We start from the raw sequence: 12,658 nt of genomic DNA on the forward strand, positions 1-12,658 counted from the left end.
AAGGGTGCTAATGTGACCTGCATCACGATAGACACGGTGTAACCGGTGTAAGCCACCATGTCGTTGGCGTCAGAGAGGCAAATATGACCGAAGAACCAGACGATCTTGACCAGTTTGACCTCGAACAGTTTCGCGCAGGCGTCCGATCGTTCTGCGACAAGGAAATTGTCCCCAGAATGAACCAGTGGGAGGACGCCGGAGTCTTCGACGCCCACGAACTGTTTCCTAAGTTGGCCGCAGCAGGGTACTTAGGGCTGGGGTATCCCGAAGAAGACGGTGGGGAAGGCGCGCCCATGGAGTACCAGATGGTCTTCGCCGAGGAACTGGCCAAGGGGAATACCGCTGGAGTGTCGATGGCAATCAACGTCCAGATGCACATGGCTACGCCATCCTTGGCCCGTTTTGGTAGTCCGGAGTTGAAAGAGCAATATCTACGCCCGGCCCTTGAAGGGCAACAAGTGGCAGCCATCGCGGTGACAGAACCCGGGGCCGGATCAGATGTCGCAGGTCTGTCCACCAAGGCCCGTCGCGACGGTGACGACTGGGTGATCAATGGTGGCAAGATCTTCATTACCAACGGCACTCAGGCCGACTGGTTCTGCATGTTGGTCCGGACGTCCGATGAGGGCGGGTATCGGGGGATGTCGCAGATTATTGTGCCCTCAGGGCTTGCTGGGTTCACCGTCTCGCGCCCGCTCGACAAACTCGGGAATCGTTCCTCTGACACCGTTGAGCTACACCTCGATGAGGTGAGGGTTCCGGTATCAAATACGATCGGTAAGATCGGTCGGGGATTCCAACAACAGATGCAACAGTTCGTGGTCGAGCGTCTCTCGGCGTGTTTCACAGCCGTCGGTGCCAGTGAGTGGGCGCTCGCTAAGACCCGGGAATACTTGGGACAACGTGAGCTATTCGGGGCACCCCTTGCCGCTCGCCAGTACCCCGTGTTCAAGCTGACCGAGCTTTCTGCCCAACTGGAACTATTGCGATCGCACAACGAAAAGATGTGCCGGCTATCTCATGCCGGTGCAGACATTACTCGGGAAGCCACCGTGGGCAAACTCGTAGCTGGACGCTTGCTACGCGATGTCGCCGATACGGTGCTACAAGTCCATGGGGGCATGGGTTATATGGAGGAGAACTGGACGAGCCGATTCCTCCGCGACGTGCGGTTGTCCTCGATCGGCGGTGGCGCCGACGAGGTCATGCTCCAGGTGCTTGCCCGAATGGATGGCTATCCGGTTTAACCTCTCTTCTCGATGCTCTGCGCTACTGGATCCTGGCCTGCGGTTTGCGCCTCTACTGCTTCTTACTGACCCATACATTCACCAGGAAGTGAACATTATGAAACCCGATACCAGTACCGTCGACCCCGTTGATCTCAATCTTGCCCGTCGTCATACGGTGGGCGACGCGTTGACCCGCGCCGCCGAGAAACATCCACAACAGATTGCCGTTGTGGAAGGAGAACGACGTATCAGTTATGCCCAGCTGGACCACGATGCCGAAGCGATGGCCCGCGGGATTATTAATCTCCCCGACGCCCCGGAACAGGGAGAACCGGTCGCCATCATGGTGGCCAATAGCGCGGATTTTCTGGCAATCTACTTTGGGATCGCCAAATCCGCGCGAGTGGCATTACCCATCAACTACGCGCTAACGCCGTCAGACATCGCCTGGATTCTCGACGATGCCGGTGTGCGGACTGTCATCATCGACGACGCTATGCTACCCCTGCTGGAAGCAACGATTGCCGAAGGGGTCACGATTGACAATGTCGTTGTGCGCGAAACCGGAACCGGTGCGGTCGAGAACGAGGCTGCATTGTCGATGGCGACGAACTATGCGCGAGTAGATCTGACAGATCTTTTGGCCACACCGGTGGACGATGAACTGAGACTCATCATTTCCAGTGACGACATCGTTCAGTGTCTCTACACGTCGGGAACCACCGCTAGACCAAAAGGTGCCCTAGCAACGCACAGCGCGGTGGTGACCGGTGTGATGTCTAATGCGGTGTTGATCGGAAAAGATTGGGGTGAGCACCCTGGCACCATGCTGTTATGTTTGCCGCTGTTCCATGTCACGGGGCTGAACACCCTCGCTAAGCCCGTGTTATTTCTGGGTGGCACGTTGGTGCTTCAGCAAGGGTTCGATCCCGCTACTGTTCTTGACGCCATTGAGCGAGAGAAAGTTACGGTTTTCACGGGTCTACCGATGATGTGGGCAGCCCTGATCGCCGAAAACCAGCGCCAAGCTCGGGACCTGTCATCGATGGAGACCGCCATGTACGCAATGGCACAGATGCCCGAACGGATTTTGGCAGGTATGGATGCCATGATGCCGAATGCACGGAAAGTGCTGGGATCGGGACAAACAGAAGTTGTGCCGGCGACGACGTTTCAACGTACTGATCATCGACACGGTAAGAACGGGTCGTGGGGAGTGCCCTCCCCAACGGTGCGCACCCGAATTATGGCTCCAGACGGTAGATTGTTACCTCCCGGAGAGGTTGGTGAAATCGTTTACCGCGGTCCACACGTCACCGCGGGGTACTGGAATCGGCCCGATGCCAATCAGGAGGCATTTCGTCACGGATGGTTCCATAGTGGCGACGTTGGCTACATGGACGACGAAGGCGTTGTGTGGTTCGTTGACCGAGTCAAGGACATCATCAAAACCGGCGGTGAGAATGTCTCGTCGATGAAGGTTGAGCGAATCGTTGCCGATGCCCCCGGAGTCATCGAATGTACCGTAATCGGGACACCTGACGATCATTGGGGTGAGGCCGTCACAGCCGTAGTTTGTAGCGATAAGGTTCCTGCCGTTTCAGAAGTGAGTGCTGAACAGCGACAACAGATTGCCTCCGAGGTCGAGGCAGAGATTCTGTCTCATGTGCGCGACCACCTGTCCGGCGTGGAAACACCGAAGAGAGTGTGGTTCGTCGAAGCCTTGCCGAAGACGTCAACTGGCAAAATTCGCAAGAACGTTTTGCGCGAAGAATTTTGACGCCCCTCAAGCTCTATCTCGGGTGTGTGGTGATGATGTCATCACCCGGCGCGGTGGCGTCTGAGGTCTAGGATTGAAACTTATGACCACTTCCAGTGCTTCCTCACAGTCCCACCGGTCGCACGAGCCTAAGCAGGATCGTAGCCGTGCTACTCGAGATCGAATCCTGCGGTCTACTATCAGTTGCCTGGCAGAATCCGGTTGGCACGGTGCGACGATGACGTTGATCGCTCAAGAAGCCGGGGTGAGCCGTGGTGCGTTGCAACACCATTTCCCGACCCGCGAAGATCTGTTTCTGACAGCAATCGACTACATGTTTGAGGAACGAGAACAGGCAGGGCTCCAAGCACCTAGATCGCAGGCTACCCCGGGGGATGACTTCGACCATATCGTGGAGAAAGTCCTGGAATATTACGCTTCCGACGTCTTTAAAGCCGCCCTGCAGATCTGGTGCGTCGCTGCGTCCGAACTGGCCCTCAAAGAGCGTATCCGGCCACTGGAAGATAAATTCGCACGTGGCATCTATACAGAAACGGTGCGGATTCTCAACGCCGATGTCTCCGATGAGCGTACTCGTCGTTTCATCCAGACGACGCTGGACTTGGCTCGCGGACTCGGGTTGGCTGATCTGTTGAGCGATGACTCGGACCGGCGGAAGAAGATAGCGCAGTTCTGGGCCGCAGAGATGCGCACCATTAAGCGGCTGGATCCGGAAGAACAGGGGTAAACCCGCACCTTGCCGGTGGATCTACAACCCTGGTATGGATCGTTTTTTGAATAGTGGTTGTACAGCACCGAAACGTCTTCACGAAGATGCACACCTGCTGGTTTAACGCGTTGGGCTTTGGGAATCACGTGCCCGGAACGAACAGCAGATCTCGAGTTGTGAGTCCTCTTGGCTTGCCGTCTTTGACGCTGATCAGCGAGGCCGCAAGCAAACACCTCTCGGTCTGCGGGGGCCGTTCAAGCGGTGTGAATCCGGTTGTCCCCATTGCTTTTCGTCTTCTAGAACCTAGGCCTAACGATTGTGCACGTTCTTGTCGTAAACACCAAACAGGGCTACTAACGGGCCCAGAACCCACCCCACATCGGGAATCACGACGAGGAGAACGGTTCCAATGATGAGGAGAGTGATCAACCGTATGGTTCCACGACGTCGCAGAACATCAGGACTCTTTTCTCGATGTGTGTCTGTGCCAGTCGTGTTGTTGTGATCGACGGTGTAGCGAGTCTCGTTGTCAGGCCCCCGGTTGGACCGTCTAAGAGGACGCGTACGGTCTTATCACCCTTATTGGAACGTTGAAGAATGATCAGTTCAGGATTGGCTGGTTCTGGAAAATCGATGATTGGTTCTGGAGCCCCAGGAGTGAATGAGGAATCGGGGAACTGTTTGCGGTGATGGAGCGAAGCTGGCAAATCGTGGGGAGTGCCCTGGGGCCACTTCTTGTGATGAGTGGGCCTATAGTGCCTGGCTGGTTGTTCCGGTTCATACTGATAAGCAGGCGGTACATCGTAGCTATCGGACTCAGCAACCGGAACCGGATAGAACGGCATGGTACTGTTCCAGTCGTTGCTGAGCTCAGAGGACCGAAGCGCATGAATGGTAAGTTCTGTGGCCTGCGCTACCCCTTTGCTGGTGGAACGTCATCACAGAGGACTTCGAAGTGGTCTGCCTCCTTCAAGACCTGTGCAACGTCGCCGTGAGGCAAGACAGAGAGGCTATCGGGAATGGACTGATTCAAGGGAGCCCATGTCCCGGCTCTGGGAGGACGAAATGAATCTCGGTGGAGGGGTACCAGTTTTGGGATTGAGTGCTCTGCCTGAAGAGATATTCCTGAACTTCGCGCGCATACCCTGAGGTTGCCAACCGGTGTGCTTCAGAACCGTAGCGTAGAGCGTCCTCACGACTGAGGTATCCCAGCAACTTGCCGTTGTTTCGAACACTGATCGCCATGGGATCATGCGGATTATCGGGATTTGGCACCAACGACAAGGAAAGATTGGCGTGAACAAATTGTTGTCGCGGAAAAATCGAGCACGTTGGCAATGTTCTTGGTGTAGAGACAAGTGCCCACGACCTCGATGGAGCGGCTGGGACCCCATCCTGGAGCTGGAAAGGTTCTACGACGAGGTGCTGATGGCCCTGTAGCTGATTGCTGCACTATGGCTTTTGTGTTCTTTTCCCTTGTGGTCAAGTGGTCTTGGTCCTCAGATTGGTACAGATAACTCGCGTGCCGGTTATCGAAACAAACACAAGCTCCTGCCTGCAGTCGTGATGGCAACGTAGATCCGATCTGAGATGCAACGCAGGCCAACGCGTCACGGAGGTAGGCGAAACAAGCCATGACACCTGAATCGACCACGCTCATGAGATAGTCACTAACATAGAGGCAGATCGAATCACGGTCTGCCGAACGTTGGACCGGTCCGGTGGAGTACACCAAGAGAACGTGGTTAGTCGTTGCTGTGGAACACGTCAGGAGATGACAGATGACTGCAACAAAAATGCCTACTGTGGCGGCGTCTTCACGGCGGATGTCGGCGCTGGATAAATGGCTTCCGGTATGGATCGGGCTGGCCATGCTCGCTGGATTGTTATTGGGACGATTCGTGCCGGTTCTTGCTGATGTGCTGACCCAGCTGGAGATCGGTGGGGTTTCGGTGCCGATCGCGTTGGGGCTATTGGTCATGATGTATCCAGTGTTGGCCAAAGTCCGTTACGACAAAGTCGTCGCCGTTACCGGAGATAAAAAACTTCTCGTGTCGTCTCTGGTGCTGAACTGGCTTGTTGGTCCTGCAGTCATGTTTATTCTCGCCTGGGTGTTCTTGCACGATCTACCTGAGTACCGGACCGGACTCATTATCGTTGGGCTTGCTCGGTGTATTGCGATGGTGGTGATCTGGAATGATCTGGCCTGCGGTGATCGTGAAGCCACGGCGGTTTTGGTGGCGATAAACTCCGTGTTTCAAGTGCTGATGTTCTCGGTGCTTGGCTGGTTTTATCTCACCGTTTTGCCAGGCTGGCTCGGCCTCGGAACAGACGGGCTCGAGGTCTCGATGGGTCAGATCGCTCTAAACGTGGTGATCTTCCTGGGGATTCCGCTTCTTGCCGGATTCGCCTCCCGGTGGATCGGCGAACGGTACCGGGGTCGGGCCTGGTACGAACGCCGGTTTCTCCCACGTGTCGGACCGTGGGCGTTATATGGGCTCCTCTTTACCATCGTGCTCCTCTTTGTGCTCCAAGGGGAAGCGATTATCAACAACCCGCTTGACGTGGCACGGATCGCTCTGCCCTTGTTGGTGTATTTCGTGGTGATGTGGTTTGTGGGCATCGTGGCAGGCAAGAGTCTGGGTCTAGGCTACGCGCGGTCAACAACGCTGGCGTTTACCGCGGCAGGTAATAACTTCGAGCTGGCCATTGCGGTCGCTATCGGTACCTTTGGCGCCACCAGCGGACAAGCTCTGGCTGGGGTGGTTGGGCCACTGATTGAGGTCCCGGTGTTGCTGGGACTGGTGTACGTCTCCCTCTGGATTGCCCGCGATTGGTTCAATACCGATCCGTATCCGCCCGAATCCGCCTCACAAGTTACGAGTGTCTCATGAGTCAGCCGACACTGACCTCTCCGGAATGTACACCCACCGCCCTCCAGGCCATGCGTGCCGACTCAGCCGACCGTCTCGCACCCCCTGACCGTTCTCAGGACTGTTGGTCTCGTCGACTCGGAAGGTCGTGTGACCCGGGTGTGGAGACCTTCGACCCGGCTTCCGCCACGGACACGCCACCGGCGCGGAAACCTTCTGTTGCACCACAAGAGATCGATGACCAACTGGGTGGTCTCGTCACGGAATTGTCTGGCACGGCTACCACTGTGCCCAAGCGACTCGTCACCCATATTATCCGGGAGTCATATACCGTCGCGGTGCACACCACGACGAGCGCCCCGGAGCTTCTGCGGCGGACCAAATGCTTCGCCACCCAACGACTGGCTGATCTGACCCGGGTTCACACCGCCGTCGCACGACAAGTGCTGTTTGTCTGTGTGGCCAACGCTGGATGTTCCCAGCTTGTAGCTGCCGTTCTGCACGATAGCACCGACGGATACGCGGTGGCTCGCTCTGCTGGTTCTGCTCCGGCCGACACCGTGCACCCGAATGTGGTGTCCCTGCTGACCGACGTCGAAAGCCAGACTGCGCGGGAGCGTTTCCCCAAGCCTCTCACGTTCGATGGGGTGCGACGATATCTGCCCCATTATTCCTGGGGTACGCTATCAAGACTGGGCCGTGAGTGATCCCGTTCTGGCCTCACCCGAGGGGCTGATTGCCATCTTGCCGGAGATACAACCACGTGTTCGCACGCTGGGCCCAGCACTTCCTTCATGCCGAAAGAGGACCCGTCCATGACCACCCAAAGACCCGATACACCCTCTGTGCTGTTCGTCTGCGTCCACAATGCCGGGCGCTCCCAAATGGCCGCCGGTTATCTGCGCCATTTGGCAGCAGACCAGATCGAGGTGCGCTCGGCAGGATCGATGCCCGCTGAGCAGATCAACCCTGTTGCCGTTGCTGCTATGAGCGAAGAGGGAATCGACATTACCGCTGAGCAACCCAAGGTGCTCACCACCGAGGCCGTGCAGGACTCAGATGTGGTCATCACGATGGGATGTGGGGAGGCCTGTCCGATCTATCCGGGCAAGCGCTATGAAGAGTGGACACTTGACGACCCGGCAGGCCAAGACCTCGAGGCAGTGCGTGTCATCCGTGACGAGATCAAAACGCGAGTACGGGCCTTGATTGGCAGCCTCTTGGAGCCCAAAACGGGTTTGTGAGTTTCTGTGGTGTGGAGAAGACACAACAGGCGGGGAACTTCCATCACATTATGGTCGTGCGAATGCCTCTGAAGGGTCTGGGTGGTGCCCGCAGGGCACGGATGGGCTGGCTGAAGTAAAGGTCACCGGCCATAAGGTTCGGAATACAGACAGTCCAACACTCACGTGCCTCGCGCAACACCGATGCAGACCTATGGCCCACGATCGGACCCTTCGCCAAATACGAGCTCGGTCCCTAACTCCACCATCAAGTCGACCATCACGATTGCCTTCTCGTAGTGCAACGTGTCGATGGACTAACGGCCTTGTCCCCAGTTGGCAAAGCATCTAGTGCCTCGTCGGTACGTCCTCGGATATCGTCCACGGTTCGCACCAATCTTCCCAGCGCGTCTGCCCAGCTTCGAGACCGTAGCCGACCTCCAACACCAAGGGGTGACCGTCGGGCAAGCCGTACCACACGGAATTGACGTCACGATGAGCCACGTCCCGACGAGCTTGCAGGTGTGAAAATATAGAAGCTATTGGCTCCTGGCGGAGACCCACTGACCCGACCTCACCTCGAGAAGGGGTGAGTTTGGGTTAGTTTGGCCGCTGGGTTCGATGAAATCGGAGGCTAGTTGAGCAAATACCAGAGTGTCGGTCCACTCGCCTTTGCTAAACCAGTCCGCGATGTGGTGTGCTTCGAGTCGTAGACCGACGCGGCGAGCCAAGGCCGCGGAGGCGCTATTGCGTGCGTCCATCTGCGCAGTAATTCGGTGAAGTCCATAGTGCTCGAAACCCAGGGCCAGGACAGCTCGAACGGCTTCGGTGGCAAGTCCCCGTCCGCCTACGCGGGGTCCAGCACCCAGCCGATTTCTGCTTGGCGGTGCTGGTGATCGGTAAGCCACAGCATTACGTCGCCGACCGGCACACCTTCGTGTTCGATGACCAGTGCCACCGCTCCGCACTCACCACCGATATCGGACTTGCTCAGACGGTCAGCTACCTTGCGTCCGGTCACCTCTTCCGTCCACGGATCATCCAGTAAATACCGGGCCACTTCGGGTTGCGAGTAGAGCTGATACAGCCACCCGGTATCGTTTTGCTCATGTAGACGGAGTCGCAGTCGTTGCGTGCGCAACGGAAATATAACGGGCGGTACCAGATTGAGTCGGTAGTGGATCAATTCCTTGTGTTCTCCGGCGGGTGTGGCCCCGACACTTCGCGCCACCTTACGGAAGCCAGCTGCTGCCAGGCACCGTTGTGACGCCTCGTTGTCAGGTAGCGTGCGCGCTGTCAGTGTCTGCAGCCCGTTACGATGAGCGAAACGTGACGCCAGTTCCAAGCCTCGGCGAGCGTGCCCGGTTCCTCGTGCATCGGGATGAATCCAAAAACCGACTTCGGCATCGTCGTGCCTGATGTCAAAGAGCACCAAGGAGCCGACAAAATGGTCTGTCTCGGCGTCGGCGAGTGCCAGGACTGCCAATGTACCGGACGACAAGCCCGCCGGAGCCTGGTCACGGATCGCACAACCGGTCACGATGGATACAAGACCCCAGTGCGGAACGGAGGCCTCGAATAGCGTCTATACCGGCTATGAACTGGGAATTCGTCCCAGTGCTGCCATTTGGAGATTAGCTTGCTGAACCGCTAAGTGCCCGGCACACCGCTACCCCGGCTGGCCTCCAAAGAAGGGTGAACCAGGCGGGATTTCGCGCGCAACAATGCTCTCGGGTGGTGTGACGACGTGCTCCTCTGGGTAGGCTCCGAGAGATCCTGCCTGAGTGCGCGACACCGTTTGCTATTTCTCCTGATCAGAGCGTGTATGGACTCCACGCAACGACTAGGAGGTCCCCATGTTGCAGTTCAATTTGCTGCAGAGGGTCAAGGGAACGATGAAGTACCGGTAGACGCATGGGTATGGCACTCGCGGTTGCGACTTCACCGAAGATGTTTGAGCTGTGGGCCCACCGTCATAGGGCTACTGATAGTCATCGGCGAGGTCGCAAGTCTAGAGCGACTTCGCATCGGTCGCTTGAGCGGTCGCCTCGCGAACTGAGGGTCGGCCGATGTCGAGGACGCGAAGCTTCCCACCAGCCTCGGCCACTGACTCGATGCGTCGGAATTCAGAACCATAGTCCTCGGCAAACTGCGCGAGACCCTTGAGCTTCGGTAGAGCATCAGTACGATGCGCGGGTGGCTGAAGCAGGCCAGACGTGATGCCGGCACTGAGCCGGGCGCGACAACGGATGAGCTTGAAGAGCTGCGCCGGTTACGGCGTGAGAACCGGGAGCTGCGCCGGGCCAATGAGATTCTCAAAACTGCGTCCGCGTTTTTTGCAGCCGAGCTCGACCGCCCCTCGCCGAAATGATCGCCTACATCGATATGTACCGTGATCGGTTCGGGGTCGAGCTCATCTGCCGCACACTTGCAGCACGCGAGTGTGGATTCATGACGTCGCGTGGTTATCGGGCAGCGAAGACCCGCCCGGCCTGCGAACGCCAGATCCGTGATCGGGAACTGACCGTGGTGATCAAGGACCTGCATGCCCGCAACTACGGGGTCTACGGCGTTCGCAAAATGTGGCATGCGATGCGCCGAAGCGGCTGGAAGGTCGGCCGTGACCAGGTCGCACGGCCGATGCGTCAGGCCGGAATCAGCGGCGTGGTCCGCGGCCGGAAACCGCGCACCACGGTACCCGGGCGCACACCGGATGAGCGCCCGGATCTGGTGATGCGGGACTTCAAAGCACCGGCCCCGAATCGGCTGTGGGTCGCTGACATCGAGCGCCACGAGGTGCTCTCGAACCTTGCGGTGGTGAAAGGACACCGCTCGGTGCCTGTCGCAGCAGGCGTGTGATAGCTGGAGGACGATCTGGCCCGTTGGCGTGAGCGGGTTGGGTGGAGCAGTCCTCGACAACGACGAGTCGTGCCAGAACTGCCAGATGGTACGGGCTCGGCTAGCGAGACGGAGAGGCATACGGATAGGAACCAGTGGCTGAAAGCCCCTCAATACGAGACCACCGACTCCAACCTGGCGGATGCGGGTCGGGTTGCATCGCGCACCCTCACTGCTTCGGCGGTGAGGGGAACTCCTGGACTGGGTGATGTCGCCAGTCGGGAGGCCACGGTGAAAGCCTGCGGCGTAGCCGTGGCGAGGATGCTGGGGCATAACTGGGTGCCGATCCCGTCGAAGGGTTCGAGAGTGAACGTGGGAACCATCCCGGTCTCGCCGGAGGTGCGTCGCCGCCAGCGACGACACCGACGGCTGAGCGCACGGCCTGCTGATCGGGCCGGGATGGGACGGAGGGCCCGTAGTAGTCCGAGGCTGGGAAAGCCGGTCGCATGGCGAAGGGGTCCAGTGTGATCGCAGGATCGGCAAGCGGTAAAGGAGACACAGCCGTGAATGCGGATGTTTCGTGGCCAGCCGACACTTCGGAGGCGTGGGCACGGGTACTGAGAATGCAGACGAAACTGCACCAATGGGCGACGACCGACCCCGGTCGTCGTTTCGATGATGTGTTCAACCTGGTCTATGACCCCGGCTTCCTCGTTGCGGCGTGGAATCGGGTGGCGGGCAACAAGGGAGGTCGCACCGCCGGAGTTGACGGAATCGCCCCGCGATCCGTCCCACCGGAGAAGGTGCACGGGATGCTCGCCGAGCTGCGCGAGAGCGTCAAGCGCGGCGAGTTCGTCCCCGAACGGGTGCGTCAGAAGTCGATCCCGAAAGCGAACGGCAAGGTCCGCAAGCTCGGGATTCCGACGATGACGGACCGGATCGTTCAAGCCTCTCTGAAGCTGGTGTTGGAACCAATATTCGAGGCCGACTTCCAGCCGTCCTCGTATGGGTTCCGGCCGCGCAGGCGGGCGCAGGACGCGATCGCGGAGATCCATTTCTACGCCTCACGTGGCTACGTGCAGGTGTTTGAAGCGGACATCACCGCGTGCTTCGACGAGATCGATCACGACGCGCTCATGCAGCGCGTCCGGGCGAGGATCGTCGACAAGCGCGTGTTGCGCCTGGTCCGCGGGTTCCTGAGAGCGGGTGTCCTCAGTGAGGACGGCGTGAACAGGGACACCTACACCGGCACCCCGCAAGGCGGGATCCTGTCGCCGCTACTGGCGAACATCGCCCTGTCCGTGGTGGACGAGCACTTCCAACGCAAGTGGGATGCGCTCGGCCCGCAATGGTCGCGCACGAAGCATCAACGCGCCGGGGGCGCGACGATGAAGCTGGTCCGCTACGCGGACGACTTCGTCGTCCTCGTCCGAGGCACCCGCGAGGATGCCGACGCGCTCTGGGACGAAGTCGCCGCGGTGCTCGCGCCGATGGGTTTGCGCCTGTCGGCCGAGAAGACGACGGTCACGCACATAGACACCGGGTTCGACTTCCTCGGGTGGCACATCCAGCGCCGCCGGATCAGAGGTCACGGTGGGAAGACCGCGATCTACACCTACCCCTCACGGAAGTCGCTGGCTTCCATCCGGGACAAGGTGCGGACGCTGACCCGCCGGGCATCCCATCGAACGCTCGCAGACCTGCTGCGCCGACTCAACCCGGCGCTACGGGGCTGGTGCGCCTACTTCCAGCACGGCGTCGTCAAACACCTCTTCAGCTATCTCGACCGGTTCGCCTTCTGGCGGATCGTGGGCTGGCTGAAAAAGCGGCACCCGAAGCTGAACATGCGCACCCTCGTCAGGCGACTTCTGCCCCGGTGGCAGATCCGCGCCGAAGGGATCGAGTTCTTCCGCGCCTGGCAGGTTCCCGTGACCCGCTACCGCTACCGAGGAACCCGCATCCCAAACCCCTGGGCGAGCGTCACGGCGTGATCACATGGAGAGCCG

General features: G+C 58.9%; 9 protein-coding genes and 1 pseudogene. 8 read left to right on the plus strand and 2 right to left on the minus strand.

All coding sequences use genetic code 11. From position 1 onward, the window contains the following. The first annotated feature begins 83 nt into the window (after nt 1-83). The 3 genes from QDX22_RS01910 to QDX22_RS01920 all read left to right on the plus strand — a co-directional run bounded on the left by QDX22_RS01910 (nt 84) and on the right by QDX22_RS01920 (nt 3,736). Entirely contained in the window at nt 84-1,247 is a 1,164-nt protein-coding gene (locus QDX22_RS01910) for an acyl-CoA dehydrogenase family protein (RefSeq protein ID WP_110100987.1), read from the plus strand. A gap of 97 nt (nt 1,248-1,344) precedes the next feature. Next, complete coding sequence (locus QDX22_RS01915; protein ID WP_158524741.1) at nt 1,345-3,009, plus strand: AMP-binding protein; 1,665 nt, start codon at nt 1,345-1,347, stop codon at nt 3,007-3,009. 82 nt (nt 3,010-3,091) lie between these two features. After that, nucleotides 3,092-3,736, plus strand: a complete 645-nt coding sequence (locus QDX22_RS01920) for a TetR/AcrR family transcriptional regulator (RefSeq protein ID WP_110100989.1) — start codon at nt 3,092-3,094, stop codon at nt 3,734-3,736. A 1,011-nt stretch (nt 3,737-4,747) separates the two neighbouring features. On the opposite strand, the gene QDX22_RS12055 is transcribed toward QDX22_RS01920, so the two are convergent. Further along, nucleotides 4,748-5,056 (minus strand): HIRAN domain-containing protein, encoded by a 309-nt coding sequence (locus tag QDX22_RS12055; protein ID WP_110100991.1) that lies wholly within the window; start codon nt 5,054-5,056, stop codon nt 4,748-4,750. A gap of 443 nt (nt 5,057-5,499) precedes the next feature. Between QDX22_RS12055 and arsB the strand changes: the two genes are divergently transcribed. From arsB to QDX22_RS01935, 3 genes are all read left to right on the plus strand, one after another. Further along, nucleotides 5,500-6,612, plus strand: coding sequence for an ACR3 family arsenite efflux transporter (gene arsB, locus QDX22_RS01925; RefSeq protein WP_183145627.1), 1,113 nt, complete (start codon nt 5,500-5,502; stop codon nt 6,610-6,612). Further along, entirely contained in the window at nt 6,609-7,298 is a 690-nt protein-coding gene (locus QDX22_RS01930; protein WP_146206421.1) for a low molecular weight phosphatase family protein, read from the plus strand. Before arsB ends, QDX22_RS01930 begins: the two co-directional genes overlap by 4 nt. A gap of 108 nt (nt 7,299-7,406) precedes the next feature. Then, entirely contained in the window at nt 7,407-7,835 is a 429-nt protein-coding gene (locus QDX22_RS01935; protein WP_110100993.1) for an arsenate reductase ArsC, read from the plus strand. A gap of 518 nt (nt 7,836-8,353) precedes the next feature. Here the strand turns inward: QDX22_RS01935 and QDX22_RS01945 are convergent. After that, nucleotides 8,354-9,354: pseudogene (locus QDX22_RS01945) on the minus strand (GNAT family N-acetyltransferase). Between the two features lie 911 nt (nt 9,355-10,265). Between QDX22_RS01945 and QDX22_RS01950 the strand changes: the two are divergent. Continuing rightward, a complete protein-coding gene (locus tag QDX22_RS01950) occupies nt 10,266-10,673 on the plus strand; it encodes an IS3 family transposase (protein ID WP_158278425.1) in 408 nt (135 codons plus the stop codon). Nucleotides 10,674-11,275: 602 nt separating this feature from the next. Continuing rightward, nucleotides 11,276-12,643, plus strand: a complete 1,368-nt coding sequence (gene ltrA / locus QDX22_RS01955; RefSeq protein ID WP_233487926.1) for a group II intron reverse transcriptase/maturase — start codon at nt 11,276-11,278, stop codon at nt 12,641-12,643. Nucleotides 12,644-12,658: the final 15 nt, after the last annotated feature.

Source organism: Auritidibacter ignavus (assembly GCF_029853775.1).
GTDB classification, from domain to species: domain Bacteria; phylum Actinomycetota; class Actinomycetes; order Actinomycetales; family Micrococcaceae; genus Auritidibacter; species Auritidibacter ignavus.

Excerpts from the sequence above, each read along its gene's own strand:
- QDX22_RS01930 (WP_146206421.1), top strand. The coding sequence starts at position 6,609 with ATGAGTCAGCCGACACTGACCTCTCCGGAATGTACACCCACCGCCCTC.
- QDX22_RS01950 (WP_158278425.1), top strand. The coding sequence starts at position 10,266 with ATGACGTCGCGTGGTTATCGGGCAGCGAAGACCCGCCCGGCCTGCGAA.
- QDX22_RS01910 (WP_110100987.1), top strand. The coding sequence starts at position 84 with ATGACCGAAGAACCAGACGATCTTGACCAGTTTGACCTCGAACAGTTT.
- ltrA (WP_233487926.1), top strand. The coding sequence starts at position 11,276 with ATGCAGACGAAACTGCACCAATGGGCGACGACCGACCCCGGTCGTCGT.
- arsB (WP_183145627.1), top strand. The coding sequence starts at position 5,500 with ATGACTGCAACAAAAATGCCTACTGTGGCGGCGTCTTCACGGCGGATG.
- QDX22_RS01920 (WP_110100989.1), top strand. The coding sequence starts at position 3,092 with ATGACCACTTCCAGTGCTTCCTCACAGTCCCACCGGTCGCACGAGCCT.
- QDX22_RS01935 (WP_110100993.1), top strand. The coding sequence starts at position 7,407 with ATGACCACCCAAAGACCCGATACACCCTCTGTGCTGTTCGTCTGCGTC.
- QDX22_RS01915 (WP_158524741.1), top strand. The coding sequence starts at position 1,345 with ATGAAACCCGATACCAGTACCGTCGACCCCGTTGATCTCAATCTTGCC.